Here is a 17,183-nt window from a genome sequence, read left to right as displayed (position 1 = left end):
TATGATTTCTTTTAGGGTTATTGGCAAATAGAGTGGAATTGGCGCGATAGCTTTTCAGCTGTTTCGAATCCATTGATGTTGCGCCCAGGATCCGCGCAGTGAACAAAGTCCCTGTGATCTCCATCGTCGACGATGACGAATCTGGCCGAATCGCACTCAGTAGTCTGGTGCGTTCCATGGGCTGTGAACCCAGTCTTTTTTCCTGTGCCGAAGATTTTCTCGCCTGCGCCAAAAACTACGGCACGGACTGCCTGATCTCGGACGTTCAAATGCCGGGCATGACGGGCTTGGATCTGCAATCTGAACTCCTCAGTAAAGGGCACGACATCCCCATTATCTTCATCACCGCATACCCGGAGGAGTCGGTTCGCAAACGTGCAAAATCCGCGGGAGCGATCTGTTTTCTCAGCAAACCATTCGACGGACAACTGATGATTGATTGTATTGAGCAAATCCTGAGGGATAGAGAGGCAGGTTTTATCGCAAACTGACAATCGCGATGCACTTTGTTAAACCTCGCTAGTTAACTGCAAAATATTGATTGTTTCTTTTCCGGCTCACTCACCCGACCTACGCAATTAACCCCCCCCCTTATACTCAAGTATTAGCCCCTACCACTTATACCTTAGACGATTGAAACCTACGTAGAAGTGCTAATCAAGTCATCATCATTCACCATACATCCAAGCCAACGAAAGCGGCATTTCAATTAACACAGGCCTCCAAAGCCGTTTAATTGACTTGATTATTACCGTCCGCTTAGAGGCTCACAGGCAACGAGTCAGATGCCCTTTGAACATCGCTCTTTGCGCGCTGAAGCACAATGACGGGCCGCAACCCTTTTGGTGATGACGATGAACAGAAACGATCTGCGCAAAATCGACTTCAGTCTTTTGATCGTTTTCGAAACGCTGATGCACGAACGAAATCTTACCCGCGCCGGTGAGAAATTGTTTCTCTGCCAATCGGCGATCAGTGCCTCCCTGAGTCGGCTGCGTCAGTTTTTCGATGACCCGCTGTTCATTCGCATGGGCAGAACCATGGAGCCAACGAGCAGAGCATTCAATATACAACTCGCCTTGACCCCTGCCCTCGACACCATGGCGGCAGCGCTGAGCAACATGAGTGAATTCGATCCCCTGACCAGTACCAGCGTTTTCAGGATTGGTCTTTCGGATGATGTTGAATATTCGTTGCTGCCTGACCTGCTGCGCCAACTGCGTATTGAAGCGCCTCAAGTCGGTTTTGTCGTGCGTCGTACCGACCACTCATTGCTGGCCAATCAGCTGTCGACAGGCGAGGTGTCACTGGGCGTTTGCCATTGCCGCGAACTCCCCGCCAATGCTAAACGCAAATTCCTGCGCAGCATTCGTCCTACTGTTTTGAGCGCCGACAACATGGCCGGTGCCCTGGACCTCAACGAGTACTGCGATCGTCCACACGTCTCTATTTCGGTCAACGGTGAAGCGTCCGATTACATTGACCGAGCGCTGGGATCTCTGGGGCGGCAGCGCCAGGTACTCCTGGCTGTTCCACAATACAGCGCACTTAAAACACTGCTTGAGGGCACGCAAATGTTGGCCGTCGTACCCGATTACGTCGCGAAGGCCATGACGCGGCAAGGTGGTTTACGCGCGGACCCCGTTCCGATGAATCTCCCGTCCCTTGATCTATCCATGTCATGGAGCGCCACGCTGGACAACGATCCGGGCGAACGCTGGCTTCGCTCGCGCTTCAGTCATTACCTGAGCGAAAAAAGCGCAACATTGCTCGAAATAAATGCCAACAGAGAAGCGGCTTGAAATAGATCGAGGCGATCACCTCACTTCCCCCTCTTCAAGCAACGCAATGCGCTGTCGACCGGCGCGAATATCCAGTTGCCCCTCAAGCGCCACTACCAGTTTCGTTTCCTGACGATGCAGCAATGGCAGGTTATGCCCGTCCAAGGGCAAGACAAAACGCATGGCCGTGCCCTCCCCTCCGATGCATACCTCCGTCACGCCAATCCAGACCGGGTAGCCGTTGGGGATCAATAGCTTCGCTTCTAAGTTTGCAACTTTCATGAACTCTCCAACAGGCATCTATAGGCAGGACTTATGCGAAGGATTGTTTATCGATCTTGGACGCTATCGAGCAAACGGCAGAAGATTGCTTCACACCCAAGCAACACTCACCAAGCAAGCCCGATAGGAGAGACACCATGCAACAGTCCCACGCTTACAACGACACCAGCCTCGAGCTGACCGCGAAAATCCTCGACGCCAAGGCCCGCAAGAATCTGTCTTTCGAAGACGTCACCCAAGGCACCGGCCTCGGTCTGGCTTATGTCACTGCCGCCCTGCTCGGCCAGCATCCGCTGCCTGAAGCCGCTGCCAAAGTGATCGGCGAAAAACTGGACCTGGACGCCGACTCGGTCGCCCGCCTGCAAATCATCCCGCTGCGCGGCAGCCTGTCGGGTGTTCCAACGGATCCGACCATCTACCGCTTCTACGAAATGATCCAGATCTACGGCACCACCTTGAAAGCCCTGGTTCACGAGCAGTTCGGCGACGGCATCATCAGCGCGATCAACTTCAAGCTCGACATGAAGAAAGTCGAAGACCCGGAAGGCGGTCACCGTGCAGTAATCACCCTCGACGGCAAGTTCCTGCCACTGCGTCCTTTCTAAGGATGCAACCGGACCTGTAAATCGGCCCGCAGCCTTGCGGGCCTGCTTCAAAAAATTTCTTAACCCTTTTCGATCAATCACCACATTTGAATGGAGGATTCGTCATGAAAAAAATTCTGTTTCTCGCCCTGTCCCTGACGGCTTCGCTGTCTGCCTACGCACAGCAAGCTGTAGTCGCCCCTGAGGCCGTTCCATATGCGTATGGCATGCATCTGGATATCGCCAAAGTCATCCATATCACTCCGACGGCGGATGTCTGTGGCCCGACGCCGGTTCAAATGACTTACCGCGATTCACACGGGGAAACCCACATCCTGGAATACAGCGTGATCGGCAGCGGCTGCACCAACTAATCGTTACCCAAACACAACTCTTATTGAAGGTACACACCATGAAAGCGCTCATCGAAGGTTTCTTGAAGTTCCAGAAAGAAGCATTCCCACAACGCACTGACCTGTTCAAACACCTGGCCACCACACAACATCCGGGCACCTTGTTCATCACCTGTTCCGACAGCCGTGTTGTACCGGAACTGCTGACGCAGCAAGAGCCTGGCGAACTGTTCGTGATCCGTAACGCCGGCAACATCGTGCCGTCCTACAGCCCACATTCCGGTGGTGTGTCCGCCACTGTGGAATACGCTGTCGCCGTACTGGGCGTGACCGATATCGTGATCTGCGGCCATTCCGATTGTGGTGCCATGACCGCTGTCGCCAAGTGCAAGTGCATGGATCACCTGCCTGCGGTCGCCGGCTGGTTGCAACATGCCGAGTCGGCGAAAGTCATCAATGAGTCGCGTCCTCACGCGAGTGAAGCCGCCAAAGTCAGTTCGATGGTGCGTGAAAACGTCATCGCCCAACTGGCCAATATTCAGACCCATCCGAGCGTGCGCCTGGCTCAGGAAAAAGGTCTGGTCAATCTGCATGGCTGGGTCTACGACATCGGCACCGGTTCAATCGACGCTTTGGACGCCGACAACAAGACCTTCAAGTCTCTGGTCAAGCATCCGAACACCGTTGCCGTTCATGCCCGTCCAGCCAAAGCTGTTGCCTGAATCAGCCTCTCGTTTTCAGGAGTACTCAACATGCTGGAAGTCACGATGTACAGCACCACGACCTGCCCTTACTGCCGTAATGCCATCGACCAGGTACTCAACCCGCGCATGGCGGGTTGAGTACCGATGACGCCAACTCACAAATCCAGCACCAGGGGGGCGTCGCCCTCCTTGGCTTGCGCTGGCACCGCACAGCAAATCAGTACCTCCCCTTCGGCCGGCATCTCAGCCGGCAGGTTCAGATAATGCACTTGGCCACTGACCAACCGGGTCCGGCATGTACCGCACGATCCGCCCCGGCAACTGAAGTCCGGGTTCAGGCCACGGCTCTCGGCCAGTTCCAGTAGACTCCCGCCACCCGGCTCCCACCGAGCTTCCTTCGCCGACGCCGAAAACAGCACTTTGACCGGGCTGCCTGCCGCGGGTATCTGCTCGACCGCCGGAGTTAAATGATCCCGTTGGCGCACCAGGGTCGAAGGACCGAAAGTCTCCGCGTGAATACGATCATCGCCAATACGCAACTGACGCAGGCCGTCGTACAGCGCCTGGGTAAAAGCACCAGGGCCACACAGGTAAAAGTCATAATCGTCCAGGGGCAGCAATGCCTTGAGCAGTTCGACATCCACACGCCCCGCCACCTCAAAATCCTCACCAACGCGAGCATGCGTTTCCGGCTGACTGAGCAGACGAAGTGCACGAATTTTATCCTTGGCACGGGTCGCCAGTTCGTAGAGCTCATCGCGAAACCCGAGCTCCCCCAGGCTGCGCGCACTTTGAATGAACCAGGTGGGACGAGTGCGACGAATTCGTTCGCCTTCATAAATCACTTCACGCAGCATCGACAGCAGCGGGGTCACACCCACGCCTGCGGCCAGTAAAACCAATGGTCGATACTCATCGGCTTGCACCGTGAAGCGCCCTTGCGGGGCACGGGCTTCAACCAGATCCCCGACCTGAACGCGGTCATGCAGATGGGATGAGATAAGTCCGTCACGCTTGACGCTGATGCGGAAAAAACTGTCCGACGGTGCGCTCGACAGGCTGTAGGTCCTGACCAGGGGCGCCTGTCCTTGCGCAAGGCAAAAACGCACCGGCAGATGTTGGCCAGCCTCGAACCGCGGTATGCCCGCGCCATCGGCCGGTTCAAAGTAGAAGGAGCGAATGGTGCTGCTCTCGTCAACGATCCGCGTCACCCTCAGCGGTCGCCATTGATCGCGCAGACTATCGGCTTGCAATCGGCCTTCAGCCTGCTCCCAACTGCCCGTCATCAGGCTGTTAGGCGAGAAACCTTCAAACCGCCAACGCAGGGCCAACACCGCCTGACGTCGAACTACCTGTTCCACGGTCAGCGTCCAGAGCCGCTCAGCCCCCTGAAAGGCAGCAATCTGCGGCCCTTCGAGAATGATCTCGGTACGCCCGCTGACTTGCAGCATGTCGCCTGTTTCAAAATCGATGAACGCCAGCCCCGCGCGCGGGTTGAGCAGGAAATTACCCAAGGTGTTGAAGTGCAGGTTGCCAGCGAAATCGGGAATCGTCAGCACGTTGCCTTCGATCCTGACGAAACCTGAATTGCCCCCTCGGTGCGAAACGTCCACCGAGCGTCGGGAGGCATCGCCATCCAGGTCGACGTAGCTGGCGATGAAAAAGGTATCGGCCTTGCTGATGGTCGCCTTGGCGGCTTCATCGAGTTCGCTGAGACATTCGGCCGGGACATTTGATGAGGCTTGGCCAAGGCTGACCGGTTCAACGCCTCGCAACTGAATGTACTGCGGGCAGTTGCCGAAAGCGTGCACCACAGAAACGGCAAAACCGCCTGACGAGGCGGTGCTGATGTTGCCGTTCATTCGATTGCGCCTTCGGGTCTTCAGGTCAATGCCGAGCAGTCCCACGGCAGCGCCCTGCTTAAGGGCCGTCCTGACCGGATCACCCTCGGCGGGCAGGCGGTCGAGCTGCAGCACTCGCGGATCGGGTGAATGGATGAAGCCCGGCGGGCCTTCGATCAACGTGGCCCAAGGCCTCCCTTGTTCATCGACCGCGCCCACCACGAGGTAAGGCAACTGGTTGTAAAACAATCGATGCTGATCAGGCATGTAGTCGCGTACTACCTTGCGTCCGAATATCTCCATCTGATCGGCGACGCCGACGCTTTCCTGCAGTTCTCGCTCACCCGCATGCCAAGGGGATGCTTCTGGTGCGTCGGATTGATTCATGATCACCTCTACGCATTCGTGAACAGGTGCCCTTCACCCGCCGCCCGGCGGGGAATGGTTGAATCCCCGGCAGCGGGGGCTAATTCGCAGTTGCCGGGGATCATCAACTCTGTGCGTTGCCTAGGCCACGTACTCGTTAGTGCTCAGCACTTCGGCGTACCCGAACTTCAAGGCAGCCATGAACGCCGCATGCACCAGAGGCGCGGGAACCTTGACGTTGTTGAATTCCAGATCGTGGGTCGTACAGGCATCGTGAATAACGGTCGTCTCAAACCCGAAATCGTCAGACGCGCGGGTGACCGCATCGATGCACATGTGGCTCATGTTGCCGACCACGGTGACCCGTTCAATCTCGTTGTGCTCAAGCACTTCGAGCAATTGCGTTTCGCGGTACGGGTTCATGAAGTGTTTGACGATGACCAACTCGTCCCCAAGATTGCGCACCTTCTCGTGCAATTGCGCGCCGTCGGAGCCTGGGACAAAAAACGGTGCATCAGGCGCTAAAGTCTCGTGACGGATATGGATGACCACGTCACCCCGCTCACGTGCTGCTCCAATGACACGAGCCGCATTGTCAGCGGCCGAGTCAGTCGCGTTGAGTTCCCATTTGCCGCCGGAAAAATAGTCATTCTGAATATCAACGACGATGAGTGCTGTGTTAGTCATACGGTTACCTTGGTAAAGAGTCGACTCGGAGTGGGTGGATCATTTCAGGGCACTTGCGGCGTTTCGTACCAATCACGGTCGGGGGTGGCGAAGCGCATCTTCTTGCGAATAAAAGCGGCATTTTCGACGCTGGTTATTTTTTCGAGCAGCGCGAAGGCAACTTCGGTGGCAGTGCCTGGCCCGCTTGAAGTGATGATCTGGTCATCGACAACCACCGGGCGATCGACAAAGCGTGCACCGGTTTCCAACAGTTGGTTTTTGCGCTTGCCGCCTTCCTGGTGGTAGGTCGTGGCGTTCCTGTTACGCAGCACGCCGGCCACGCCCAGGCACACGGAAGACACGCATACGCTGGCAACGGGTTTGCCGGCTTCGACGAAATGCCGGATGGTCGCCAGAAAGGGTTCGCTCAGGGCTTCCTCGTAAAAACCCGCCGGTTCAAAACCACCTGGCAGTGCCAAGGCATCGAAGCTGCCCACGTCCAGATCGCTCAATAAAAAACTTGGATTGAGCATAAGACCGAAGGTGGTCACGATCTTTGTGCGAAGGCCGGCGTTGACCAGCTCCACAGGGTGATCCCCCAGCAGGTTGGCCCAGCCAAGCACATCGGTAAAAGCGGCCATTTCCAAGGGCTCTACGCCGTTGGCCAGTAACATAAGCACGCGTTTCATCGGTCATGAACCTCTGCTGTTCAGCATGGAAGAGTGTGTGCTTATGCTCCGCCTTAACCGCCATACAAAGAATGACCACAAAACACAATCCACTATTTCGCTCACTGAAATGCCCGATAGGTATCTGTATCAGTGCAAGGTGCGAGCGCTGCGCGCGCTCAATCAGCATCCGGCTGCATGGCCGGATGTTCGCGCAGGCCCTCGACGATGTGGTCGACGAAACTGCGTACCCGCATCGAGGCCTTGCGCCCTTCGCGGTACACCACATGCACCGGCAGCGCCGGTAACTCATAGGGCTGCAATACACGGCGCAATCGTCCACTGTTCAAATACTCGTACAACGGATAGCTCGGGCAGCGGGTAATGCCGGCACCATGAGCAGTAGCATCGATGGCCGCCTGCACCGTCGCGCAACTTATCCGTGACCGGGCTTTTATAGGGTTCAATTCACCGTCCTGGTGAAAGTCCCATTGGACCTTGTCTCGATAAGCATGCGTGGCGACCAACCGATGATGTCTCAAATCTTCCGGTACGCCGGGCTCACCGTGAGTGGCCAGATAGGCCGGGCTGCTGCACACCATCGACCGCACGTGGCCCACTTGTCGTGCGATCAATGAAGAGCTGGGCAGATTACCGATGAGCACAGCTACGTCGATTCCCTCCTCATTCATGTTCGGAAAACGATCATGGTATTGCGCGAAGACTCTTACTTCGGGATACAGGTTCGTATAACTCGATAGCATCGGGTTCATGACATAGCGGCTGAACAGCAAAGGCATCAATACCGTGAGATTGCCTTGGGCCTGAACGTGCAAGCCCTTGGCCGAAGCCTCTGCGTCTTCGATGGCCTTGAGAATGCGTGAACAATCGGCCATGAAGCCGGCGCCGGCCTCAGTCAGCGACACGCCGCGGGTACTGCGAAGTAACAGTGGCACGCCAAGACGTTCCTCCAGCCGTGCAATGGCGCGAACGACCGTGGGTCCTGACACGTTCAAACGACGTGCCGCAGCAGCCAGGCTGGGTCGCTCCGATAATGCTTCGAACATCAGCATTTCATGGTAGCGATCCATCAGCTGGAACCCTTCACCACAGCCTTGAGCGCCGAATCCTTGCCGAGTCGATCCGCGAGAAAATCCACGAAGGTATGAACCTTCGCCGGGATTCGGGTGCTCTTGAGGTAGACCACTTGAATGGGCAGCGCAGGCGGTTCGAAGTCTTCCAGCACCAATTCCAGTTCGCCAGCCGCCACCTGGTTGGCCACTTGGTAGGACAATACACGCGTGACGCCCCAGCCCAGGCTGGCGATATTGATCGCGGCCTGATTGGCGGTGACCACCAATCGCGGTTCGAACCGAAAGCTCAGTGCGTTGCCGTCGTTGACGAATTGCCAGTCGCTCAGCAAATGGCTGGCCGAAGACATGACGATGTTGGCGGTACTGAGTTCACCAGGATGACGCGGCCTGCCGTTGCGCTCGAAATAATCGGGCGTACCGCAGATCACCTGACGTACTTCGCCGACTTTGATGGCGTGCTGATTGGTCTCATGCAAATGGCCGATGCGTATGGCCACATCGATACCCTCGTCAGCCATATTCACCACACGATCCACCAGCAAGGCATTGAGGTGCACCGAAGGAAACTGATCCACGTAGTCGGCCAGCAGCGGCGCGATGAACAACTCGCCAAACAGCACCGATGCGGTCACGGTCAAATGCCCGCACGGTATCGAGTAACTGCCTGCCGCCGCCTCCTCCGCCTCGTCGATATCACTGAGGATACGCCGACAATCTTCAAGGTAGCGTTGACCGGCTTCGGTGAGATGCAGGCTACGAGTGGTTCGGGAAAGGAGCTGTGTGCCGATGCGCTCTTCCATCGCGGCGATGGCACGGGTCACGCTGGGGGGAGAGATGTTCAACCGGCGGGCGGCCGCGGCAAAGCCTTCTTCCTCGGCTACTGCCATGAATATCTGCATTTCTTGAAAACGATCCATAGGCGACCCTGTCTTGATGAGAGGACAGCGAGAAGTCTGGCCGCTTGCGTGGCAAGACCTGGTTGCCAGTATCGTCGGCCAAAGCGACTTTCGCACGCGCCGTCGGGCTGGCTGCATGTACGCAAAGCAATCCTGAGAGATCTGCGCAGCCAATGAAAAGGAGCTTGCCGCAAGTATTCTCCCGGCAAGCTCCTTCAGGATCGAATCAAGCCTCCTGTAGGCCTACAGCGGTACGTTGCATGCCAACGAAGTTCGGCAACGCTTCGATGCTGCTCAACCAGGCACGGACATTCGGGTAGTCAGTCAGCGCCACGTTACCTTCTGGTGCGTGGGACACGTACGTGTAGGCGGCAACATCGGCGACGGTCGGCTTGTCGCCGGCCAGGAATTTGCTTTGACCCAGCTCTTCTTCCATGACTTTAAGCAGGGCATGAGAACGTTTGATCGTTTCTTCGGCGTCATAACCGGCACCAAACACGGTGATCAATCGCGCGCTGGCAGGGCCCGAACTGATTTGACCGGCGGCCACCGACAACCAGCGTTGAACCTTGCCCTGCGTTACCGGATCGGTCGGCAGCCATTGGCCGTTGCCATATTTGGCGGCCAGGTAAACCACGATGCCGTTGGAGTCGGCCAGTACGGTGCCGTTGTCATCGATCACCGGGACTTGTCCAAAACTGTTGATCGCCAGGAACTCGGGGGTTTTGTGTGCGCCCTTCATCAAGTCCACAAAGACCAGTTCCGTCGGCAGGCCGAGCAGGGACAGCATCAGTTCAACCCGATGAGAGTGACCAGACAACGGGTGACGATAAAGTTTGATCGCTTGCTGGGACATGACGTACTCCGACTGTTTATGTGTTCGACCCGGTGATCGCGTCGATGGAGTCATCTTCCCCTCCTCTCATAAACAGCGGAATGACCAGCAATTACAATCCAGCATTTCATGGCGTGTAATGATCATTCTTTTTGCAGAGGCTACTGACGCACCGATTCACCCAGCATCAAGTCCATAAAGGCGACTGACGCCGCGCTGTGATAGTTGTTTTTGCGCCGCAACAAGGCGGCTCCGCGCTGTGGCCCCTTGTCCAGCAGCGCGATCCTGCGCAGGGCGCGGTCCTGGGTAGCGATGGGTTCCGGAAGAATAGTGGCAACCGCCGTGTGCCGCATGACTTCCAGCAAAGTGTTGACCGAGTTGACCTCGATCACCACGTTGGGGGTGATCTGCGTCTTGGCGAAGTACTCGTCAATGCAGACGCGGGTGGCGAAGTCGGGAGTCAGCAACGCGAAGTTCAGTTGCGCGACCTGCTCGGCGGTCAAGGGTTTCTTCCAGTCGTATAACGGGTGATCGCGCCCCACCACCAGCCCCAGGGTTTCAACAAAAGCCGGGATTGTTTCGATATCCGGGTTTCGCACCTCATCAAACGCAATGGCGATATCCAGTGAGTCCTCCGCCAGGCCGGTTTCGATATCGGCCATGGAGAGTTCAAAGATCTCCAGATGGATATTGGGATAGAGAGCCATGTAGTCGCGCATCAGCGGTCCCACGAGGTACGCCATGAACGTCGGTGTCATGGCCAGGCGCAAGGTGCCGCGCGACAGATCCTTCACATCGTGCAGTGCGCGCTTGCCAGCCTCCAACTCCACCAATACACGACGGGCACATTCGATGTAGGCCTGCCCCGCATCAGTCGGTTTGACCGTGCGTGACGTGCGGTCGAACAGCACAACACCAAGCGTATCTTCCAGCTGCCGGATCTGTTGCGACAAGGTGGGCTGGGAAACATGCAGCGCCTCGGCTGCGCGGGTGAAGCCGGCGTTATCGGCGACTGCCAACAAATATCGCAAGTGTCGTAGCAGCATAAGAACTCTCCTCTATAGGCACTGCTTATGCGCTGCATTGTATATCGATCCTGGAGGCTATCGAACCAACGGAAGAAGATTGGCCGTCTGCCGTTATCTGCCGGTGACAGGCGTACGCAGCGTCACGAATTCTTCTGCCGAGGTTGGGTGCACACCGATGGTTTCATCGAACAGGCGCTTGGTGGCCCCCGCTTTCAGCGCGATGGCCAGCCCTTGAATGATGTCTCCGGCGTCGGGGCCGACCATGTGCGCGCCCAGTACTCGATCCGTCGCAGCATCCACCACCAGCTTCATCAGCGTCTGCTCGGACGACTGCGTGAGGGTCAGTTTCATCGGTTTGAATCGGCTCTCGAAAACCACGACTTTGTGGCCATGCTCCAGTGCCTGTTCTTCCGTCAGTCCAACGGTGCCGATGTTGGGTTGGCTGAACACCGCGGTGGGAATGTGTCGGTAATCCACTGGGCGATATTCTTCAGGTTTGAACAGGCGACGCGCGACGGCCATGCCTTCAGCTGTGGCGACCGGAGTCAGTTGCACCCGGCCAATCACATCACCCAATGCCAGAATCGATGGCTCGCGGGTTTCGAAGTTGTCGTTGACGTCGATGAAGCCCTTGTCATTGAGTGCGACGCGGGTGTTTTCCAGGCCCAGATTGTCGAGCATGGGGCGGCGGCCAGTGGCGTAGAAAATGCTGTCGGTCTCCAGTTGACGACCGTCGTTGAGCGTCGCCAGCAGACTGCCGTCCGCCTGTTTGTCGATCTGCACGATATCGGTGTTGAACTGCAATTGCAGACCGCGTTTTGTCAGTTCTTCCACAAGGTGCGTACGAACTGATTTATCAAACCCGCGCAGGAACAGATCACCGCGATACAGCAGGCTGGTGTCGGCACCCAGGCCATTGAAAATACCGGCAAATTCGACGGCGATGTAACCACCGCCAACCACCAATACCCGCTTGGGCAGTTGTTTCAGAAAGAATGCTTCATTCGAAGTGATCGCGTGCTCACGACCTGGAATATCCGGAATCTGTGGCCAGCCACCGGTGGCAATCAGAATGCGTTCTGCGCTGTAACGTTGGCCGTTGATTTCAACGTGATGCGCATCGGTCAGCCGTGCATGACCTTCGAGCAAGGTCACGCCGCTGTTGATCAGCAATTTGCGGTAAATCCCGTTGAGCCGTTCGATCTCGCGGTTCTTGTTGGAGATCAATTTTTCCCAGTCGAATTGCGCCTTGCCGGCCGTCCAGCCAAAGCCCTCGGCCTGTTCGAAGTCGTCGGCAAAATGCGAGCCGTAGACCAGCAGTTTTTTTGGCACGCAACCGACATTCACGCAAGTACCACCGAGGTAGCGGCTTTCGGCAACAGCCACTTTCGCGCCGAATCCTGCGGCAAAACGCGCAGCACGGACACCGCCGGAGCCTGCACCAATCACAAATAAATCAAAGTCGTAGGTCATCTCAATTCTCTGCAAGGTCGCACAACACAGGTGTGGCCAACCATCGTTAAAGGGGAGAAAAACGAAGTTTAAATGCGCGCAAAATCGGGGCGCATCGTTTCGAGACCGAAACCTTGTTCTGATGCGCATTGGATCTGTGCGTGACAGGAGCCGCTCTGGACTCGCTAGCCAGTGCACCCATCAGTTGGGGCAACAAAAAACTACCTTCGTATTCGCTATGGGCCATGGCTGGAGTCTCCAACCAAGGGTTACCGTCGCAGGAATGAGCAACATCAATCATGTGGGGACTCCCTGGATGGACTCTGCATTAGCCCGAAATGGGTCAATGCCTTCTGCGTTCAGTCTCACCATCTATGGGCAATTAGAGAACCGGCAGGGATGTCATGGCTTAATTGTGCTGGGTGAAACAATCCAGCGAGGCGTTGATGGCTCATGCACGACTTTCCCGCAGCAGATGACGAGCGGAGTCGGCCATCACAGTCAGCGAACCTGCCAGCATCAATACGTCTTTAAGCACCAGGCGACCGCCACCGGACAGATAGGGAAAACCGTTCTGAGCGTCGCCCAGGGCACCGACCCAGGCCTCTGGCGTGGTGATCAGAAAGCTCAACGTCACCAATGGCGTACCGAAGGCCAATGCACCACCGAGTAAGCCGGTGCGTCGTGAGATCGGATTGGACAGCACCAATAAACCAATCAGGAGTTCGACAATGCCCAGCCCGGTCGAGAACCCGTAGGTGTTATTGGCTGTCTGCCAGGCGCGCTTGTCCGCGTTCAGTTCGCCTTCATGTGTCAGGTGAACCTTGTACTCTTGCGGGTGCTCGTAGAAGAACGACATGAAGGGGCTGTTGGCGACAAACGGTGTGATGCTGTCGGCCTCGTAGGGGACGAATTTGAGTGCACCAATCCACAGGAACACGATGCCGATTGCCAGTCGCATAAGCGAAGCGCCAAAGGTATCCACTTTGCTGAGGAACCGTAACCAGGTTGCAAATGAGGTGAGCAAGAGACTTCTCCAGAACATTGAATGTGGAGCCAGTCTGCGGGTTTGGCGAACGGTGCTTTTGTTCGTCATGCTCAAGTTGTTGCTTGATCGTCTCAACGTGAACAGGTTGAGTGTACTGTTTCGACACACTCTGTTTTCTCCAGTGGCGCGATTCGGATTTGCTCAATCGGCTCAGCTTTTATTGCGAAAAACTCAAAATGAACTCAATCGATAAACTCATCAGTTTGGCCAATGTTCGCGGCAGTCTGGATTTGCGCTGCCAATTCGAGGGGGATTGGGCACGCGAGCATGCGCAGGAAGCCTTGGGCCGGGCGCCCTATCACATCGTGCTGGCCGGAGAGTGCCGGGTAGACTTTCCCGATGGCCAGCGCGTTCCCATGAAGGCCGGGGACATTCTGCTGCTTGCGCGAGGCGCGCCGCATGTCATGCACAGCCCAGGCAAAACCGTAGCGCCGACCGTGCCGAGCGTTAGCGAAGGTGGTGTCGTACCGATGCATCGAATTGGCGGGACCAGTCGCGATTTCGACATGCTCTGTGGCGGGTTTCACTTCAATCGCACGTCACTGCTGTTTGCCGCGCTGCCCGAGTATCTGGTCATCCCGCCCACGGCCAGTGGGCCGTTGCCTGCGCTGGTGGAGATGCTGCGTGGCGAAGCGGATGGTGACCAGGTCTGCTCCAGATTCATGCTCGACGCGCTATCCCAGGCGCTGTTCACCTTGATCCTGCGAGCGCACCTGGCAAGCGATGGCCAGACCACCGGTTCACTCGCTTTGCTCAGCGATAAACGCCTCGGACGCGCGTGGCAGGCGATGTTGGCCGACCCTGCATTCGAGTGGACCGTTGAAGGGCTGGCGGAAATGGCAAGCATGTCCCGGGCAACTTTTCTGCGCGCCTTCGCACGAGTGGCGGGTGCATCGCCCTGGGTGCTGTTGACTCAGGTCCGGATGGAATTGGCGTTCAATCTGCTGAGCCACTCCCATCTAGGGTTGAGCGATATTGCCGTGCAGGTCGGTTACCAGTCGCAGTCGGCTTTCAGCAAGAAATTCAAGGCGTTTTACGGGGAAGCGCCGGGGAAACTGCGTCGCGAGATTTAGCGTATCCATTTCGCCAACTAGACTTTTTGACGTGATTCGTCTGCTTGTGAGCATGCTCGGCACTGCCCTGTCGTTTGAACTGCTACGCTTTCCAAACTTGCAAAGTTACTGTCAAGATTCACCGTGGTAACGCGATGAAAAAAATGCAGGCGAAATCATTTGCTGATCTGGTCCGAATGGCTGAATGCTTAGGTTACGGGCAGTTTGAAAACGGCAAGCCCAATCCCAGTGAAAAGATCATCAATGGTTGCTTCGCTTGCGATACGAAGATGCCCCCTGCAACGGACCTGATCTTCACGAAGTATTCCGAATAACCACTTATGGTTTGAGAACATCCTTCAGGACTGGTGCCCACCGATGTGTCAATCGGCACGGAAGTGTTGGCAGAGCGATTCTTGAAAATGCTCTAACAGAAAATCGACGAACACCCGTGTTTTCGCCGGCAAGGACTTTTTTGAAGAGTAGTAAATCGAGACCACGCCCAGATCCACGTACCCGTCGGGTAACAATCGAACCAGCTCACCGCTTTGCAAGCGAGGCCAGGCGCGATCCAAGGGTAGTAGCGCGACACCTAACCCCATCACAGCGCAACTACACAGCGCTTCTGGGTCGTTCATGATGGCTGCTGGTTTTAGATTCAGGTCGTACCGCCCTTCCCCGGAATCACGAAGTGTCCAGTTCAGCAAACGCCCTGAGTTGGTCGAACGCATTACGATGCCATCGGCCCCCTGCAAATCGCTGGGCGTAGCGGGTAGCGGTTTGCCTTCAAGCCATGATGGAGCAGCGACAGCCACGAGATGAAGTTTGGCCAGTTCGCGCGCCACAACGCCCGGTGACAATTCCATGCCGCCGCCGATAGCGACATCAAAACCTTCACCTATCAAATCCACGCGTCGGATTTCCAGGTGCCAATCCGGCACCACAGCGGGATAACGCTGTTTGAAGGTCTTGAGCAATGGCAATACATAATCGTAAGCCAAAGACGGTGCCAAATTGACCCGCAGTCGCCCTGCGGGTACTTCGCGAGTTTCGCCAATCTGGTTGATGGCCCCCTGGATGGTTTCCAGGCCTTGCGCGACCTCTTGGTAAAACAACTCTCCCGCCTCGGTGAGGGTGAGACTGCGCGTGCTGCGGTGGAACAACCGCGTACCCAGATTCGCTTCAAGTCGCGCCACATTTTTACTGACGGCGGCAGCTGAAATGCCCATGCGTCGTGCGGCTTCGGAAAAGCTGCTGGCTTCTGCGGCACGGACGAAGGACTCAAGATTACCCAGGGTTTCCACGATCATCTCCAACTTTTGGTTGAAGCTGATTCTACCGATTGAAGACTAATTAATCCTTGATGCTTTGGTCATGATGGGCTTCCTCCTGGTTCAAGATTGGAAAGCAAAGCATCATGGCAAAAATTCTCGTTACCGGCGCGACAGGCAGATTGGGCAATGCTGTCTTGCGTTCACTGATACAAAAAATCCCGGCATCAGATGTTGTGGCAATGGCACGTGATATTGAAAAGGCGGAGCCTCTGGCTGCATTAGGTATAGAAGTGCGCCGAGCGGATTACACCGACTACGATTCGCTGGTGGCAGCGTTCGAAGGCGTAGAAAAAATCTATTTGGTGTCAGCCGTAGCGTTCAGTGATCGTCTTGCCCAGCATAAAAACGTGATCATTGCAGCCGGCCGCGCGGGTGTTCGCCATGTGGTTTACACCAGTATTCAACGGATCAACGATGAGCTGGCACCTATCGAGGGCGTGACGGAGAGTGATATAGCTACCGAGCGATTGCTTGAGAAGTCGGGCCTCACGTACACAATTATTCAACATCCGCTATACGCTAACGATTTGCCCTTCCTCATCGGTGCCAATGCGGCAAAAGAAGGCTTCAGCGCCCCAACAGGGCAAGGTCGAGCCAGCTTCGCCACTTATACCGAACTGGCAGAAGCCGGTGCCGCACTGTTAACCCAAACAGGCTATGAAAATCGCACTTGCCTGCTAAATGCGGGACAGACCTGGTCGTTTCAGGACATCGCAGACGGGTTGACTCGACTGACGGGCAAGCCGGTTGCTTACCAACCAATTTCCGTTCAGGCATTCATCGCCGCTCGAGAGGCTGACGGCTGGCCAACCGCGGTCGCGAAATTCCTCAGCGGCTGGGGCAATGCTATCGATAAAGGCGCTTTCGACCAGAGCAGTCGCACGCTTGAAAAACTGCTGGGGCGCAAGCCGAAAGATCTTGAGGGCATTTTACGGGTGGCTTTCTCGCTTTAAGTATTCGTTTATTTTCCCCTTCGGTGCGAGGAACATGCCGCTCCTCGTTTGTTGGCGGCGCTGAGTTGAGGCGGGCATTTCACCAACGCGCAACCAAAAACCTAGTCGAAGCTCACAGGTGAGAGTTCGCTTGCGACTGGGAGCTCAGATTGTCAGTCCTTTCCCTATACCCGCTATCGGAGGCGGGGTCAGGTCTACGTAGGCCCTCTGCACTCCAACTGTCAGTGTTGTTACTTTTCCTTGGTC

General features: G+C 56.2%; 18 protein-coding genes and 1 pseudogene. 8 read left to right on the top strand and 11 right to left on the bottom strand.

Annotated elements, in window-relative coordinates; genetic code table 11:
- The first annotated feature begins 98 nt into the window (after window positions 1-98).
- Window positions 99-491, top strand: a complete 393-nt coding sequence (locus V6Z53_RS17960; protein ID WP_338580948.1) for a response regulator — start codon at window positions 99-101, stop codon at window positions 489-491.
- 363 nt (window positions 492-854) lie between these two features.
- The gene (locus tag V6Z53_RS17955; RefSeq protein ID WP_338580947.1) at window positions 855-1,802 is read left to right on the top strand and encodes a LysR family transcriptional regulator; all 948 of its coding nucleotides are present in this window, start codon (window positions 855-857) and stop codon (window positions 1,800-1,802) included.
- Between the two features lie 15 nt (window positions 1,803-1,817).
- On the opposite strand, the gene V6Z53_RS17950 is transcribed toward V6Z53_RS17955, so the two are convergent.
- Window positions 1,818-2,063 carry a hypothetical protein gene (locus tag V6Z53_RS17950; protein WP_338580946.1) on the bottom strand — a complete coding sequence of 82 codons (246 nt, stop codon included), beginning with the start codon at window positions 2,061-2,063 and terminating at the stop codon, window positions 1,818-1,820.
- A gap of 137 nt (window positions 2,064-2,200) precedes the next feature.
- On the opposite strand from V6Z53_RS17950, the gene cynS reads away from it, so the two are divergent.
- The 3 genes from cynS (at window position 2,201) to V6Z53_RS17935 (ending at window position 3,722) form a co-directional block, all read left to right on the top strand.
- Window positions 2,201-2,668 carry a cyanase gene (cynS, locus tag V6Z53_RS17945; RefSeq protein WP_338580945.1) on the top strand — a complete coding sequence of 156 codons (468 nt, stop codon included), beginning with the start codon at window positions 2,201-2,203 and terminating at the stop codon, window positions 2,666-2,668.
- A gap of 104 nt (window positions 2,669-2,772) precedes the next feature.
- Complete coding sequence (locus V6Z53_RS17940) at window positions 2,773-3,021, top strand: DUF2790 domain-containing protein (protein WP_338580944.1); 249 nt, start codon at window positions 2,773-2,775, stop codon at window positions 3,019-3,021.
- A 38-nt stretch (window positions 3,022-3,059) separates the two neighbouring features.
- On the top strand, window positions 3,060-3,722 hold the full coding sequence (locus V6Z53_RS17935; protein ID WP_110750121.1) for a carbonic anhydrase: 663 nt from the start codon (window positions 3,060-3,062) through the stop codon (window positions 3,720-3,722).
- Between the two features lie 137 nt (window positions 3,723-3,859).
- On the opposite strand, the gene V6Z53_RS17930 is transcribed toward V6Z53_RS17935, so the two are convergent.
- The 9 genes from V6Z53_RS17930 to rclC form a co-directional block, all read right to left on the bottom strand.
- Entirely contained in the window at window positions 3,860-5,932 is a 2,073-nt protein-coding gene (locus V6Z53_RS17930) for a pyridoxamine 5'-phosphate oxidase family protein (protein WP_338580942.1), read from the bottom strand.
- A 120-nt stretch (window positions 5,933-6,052) separates the two neighbouring features.
- Window positions 6,053-6,598 carry a cysteine hydrolase family protein gene (locus tag V6Z53_RS17925; RefSeq protein ID WP_338580940.1) on the bottom strand — a complete coding sequence of 182 codons (546 nt, stop codon included), beginning with the start codon at window positions 6,596-6,598 and terminating at the stop codon, window positions 6,053-6,055.
- A gap of 44 nt (window positions 6,599-6,642) precedes the next feature.
- The gene (locus V6Z53_RS17920) at window positions 6,643-7,251 is read right to left on the bottom strand and encodes a DJ-1/PfpI family protein (protein ID WP_338580939.1); all 609 of its coding nucleotides are present in this window, start codon (window positions 7,249-7,251) and stop codon (window positions 6,643-6,645) included.
- Window positions 7,252-7,424: 173 nt separating this feature from the next.
- The gene (locus tag V6Z53_RS17915) at window positions 7,425-8,336 is read right to left on the bottom strand and encodes a LysR family transcriptional regulator (RefSeq protein WP_338580938.1); all 912 of its coding nucleotides are present in this window, start codon (window positions 8,334-8,336) and stop codon (window positions 7,425-7,427) included.
- On the bottom strand, window positions 8,336-9,256 hold the full coding sequence (locus tag V6Z53_RS17910; RefSeq protein WP_338580937.1) for a LysR substrate-binding domain-containing protein: 921 nt from the start codon (window positions 9,254-9,256) through the stop codon (window positions 8,336-8,338). The genes V6Z53_RS17915 and V6Z53_RS17910 overlap by 1 nt, the downstream gene beginning before the upstream one ends.
- A 205-nt stretch (window positions 9,257-9,461) precedes the next feature.
- On the bottom strand, window positions 9,462-10,091 hold the full coding sequence (locus tag V6Z53_RS17905; RefSeq protein WP_338580936.1) for a glutathione S-transferase: 630 nt from the start codon (window positions 10,089-10,091) through the stop codon (window positions 9,462-9,464).
- A 140-nt stretch (window positions 10,092-10,231) separates the two neighbouring features.
- Window positions 10,232-11,116, bottom strand: a complete 885-nt coding sequence (gene cynR / locus V6Z53_RS17900) for a transcriptional regulator CynR (RefSeq protein WP_338580935.1) — start codon at window positions 11,114-11,116, stop codon at window positions 10,232-10,234.
- 93 nt (window positions 11,117-11,209) lie between these two features.
- Entirely contained in the window at window positions 11,210-12,571 is a 1,362-nt protein-coding gene (gene gorA / locus V6Z53_RS17895; protein ID WP_338580934.1) for a glutathione-disulfide reductase, read from the bottom strand.
- 430 nt (window positions 12,572-13,001) lie between these two features.
- A complete protein-coding gene (gene rclC, locus V6Z53_RS17890; RefSeq protein WP_338580933.1) occupies window positions 13,002-13,511 on the bottom strand; it encodes a reactive chlorine resistance membrane protein RclC in 510 nt (169 codons plus the stop codon).
- Window positions 13,512-13,774: 263 nt separating this feature from the next.
- On the opposite strand from rclC, the gene V6Z53_RS17885 reads away from it, so the two are divergent.
- A complete protein-coding gene (locus V6Z53_RS17885; protein WP_338580932.1) occupies window positions 13,775-14,671 on the top strand; it encodes an AraC family transcriptional regulator in 897 nt (298 codons plus the stop codon).
- 101 nt (window positions 14,672-14,772) lie between these two features.
- Window positions 14,773-14,985: pseudogene (locus V6Z53_RS17880) on the top strand (LuxR C-terminal-related transcriptional regulator); the annotation flags it as partial.
- Between the two features lie 48 nt (window positions 14,986-15,033).
- On the opposite strand, the gene V6Z53_RS17875 reads toward V6Z53_RS17880, so the two are convergent.
- Entirely contained in the window at window positions 15,034-15,954 is a 921-nt protein-coding gene (locus V6Z53_RS17875) for a LysR family transcriptional regulator (RefSeq protein ID WP_338580931.1), read from the bottom strand.
- Between the two features lie 113 nt (window positions 15,955-16,067).
- Between V6Z53_RS17875 and V6Z53_RS17870 the strand changes: the two genes are divergently transcribed.
- On the top strand, window positions 16,068-16,937 hold the full coding sequence (locus V6Z53_RS17870) for an SDR family oxidoreductase (protein WP_338580930.1): 870 nt from the start codon (window positions 16,068-16,070) through the stop codon (window positions 16,935-16,937).
- Window positions 16,938-17,183 lie beyond the last annotated feature (246 nt).

This window comes from Pseudomonas sp. MAG733B, from assembly GCF_036884845.1.
In the GTDB taxonomy this organism is placed as follows: Bacteria; Pseudomonadota; Gammaproteobacteria; order Pseudomonadales; family Pseudomonadaceae; genus Aquipseudomonas.
This window is presented reverse-complemented; position numbering and strand designations above follow the sequence as displayed.

Coding starts and splice junctions, on each gene's coding strand:
- V6Z53_RS17955 (WP_338580947.1), top strand. CDS start 855: ATGAACAGAAACGATCTGCGCAAAATCGACTTCAGTCTTTTGATCGTT.
- V6Z53_RS17950 (WP_338580946.1), bottom strand. CDS start 2,063: ATGAAAGTTGCAAACTTAGAAGCGAAGCTATTGATCCCCAACGGCTAC.
- cynS (WP_338580945.1), top strand. CDS start 2,201: ATGCAACAGTCCCACGCTTACAACGACACCAGCCTCGAGCTGACCGCG.
- V6Z53_RS17940 (WP_338580944.1), top strand. CDS start 2,773: ATGAAAAAAATTCTGTTTCTCGCCCTGTCCCTGACGGCTTCGCTGTCT.
- V6Z53_RS17935 (WP_110750121.1), top strand. CDS start 3,060: ATGAAAGCGCTCATCGAAGGTTTCTTGAAGTTCCAGAAAGAAGCATTC.
- V6Z53_RS17930 (WP_338580942.1), bottom strand. CDS start 5,932: ATGAATCAATCCGACGCACCAGAAGCATCCCCTTGGCATGCGGGTGAG.
- V6Z53_RS17925 (WP_338580940.1), bottom strand. CDS start 6,598: ATGACTAACACAGCACTCATCGTCGTTGATATTCAGAATGACTATTTT.
- V6Z53_RS17920 (WP_338580939.1), bottom strand. CDS start 7,251: ATGTTACTGGCCAACGGCGTAGAGCCCTTGGAAATGGCCGCTTTTACC.
- V6Z53_RS17915 (WP_338580938.1), bottom strand. CDS start 8,336: ATGGATCGCTACCATGAAATGCTGATGTTCGAAGCATTATCGGAGCGA.
- V6Z53_RS17910 (WP_338580937.1), bottom strand. CDS start 9,256: ATGGATCGTTTTCAAGAAATGCAGATATTCATGGCAGTAGCCGAGGAA.
- V6Z53_RS17905 (WP_338580936.1), bottom strand. CDS start 10,091: ATGTCCCAGCAAGCGATCAAACTTTATCGTCACCCGTTGTCTGGTCAC.
- cynR (WP_338580935.1), bottom strand. CDS start 11,116: ATGCTGCTACGACACTTGCGATATTTGTTGGCAGTCGCCGATAACGCC.
- gorA (WP_338580934.1), bottom strand. CDS start 12,571: ATGACCTACGACTTTGATTTATTTGTGATTGGTGCAGGCTCCGGCGGT.
- rclC (WP_338580933.1), bottom strand. CDS start 13,511: ATGCGACTGGCAATCGGCATCGTGTTCCTGTGGATTGGTGCACTCAAA.
- V6Z53_RS17885 (WP_338580932.1), top strand. CDS start 13,775: ATGAACTCAATCGATAAACTCATCAGTTTGGCCAATGTTCGCGGCAGT.
- V6Z53_RS17870 (WP_338580930.1), top strand. CDS start 16,068: ATGGCAAAAATTCTCGTTACCGGCGCGACAGGCAGATTGGGCAATGCT.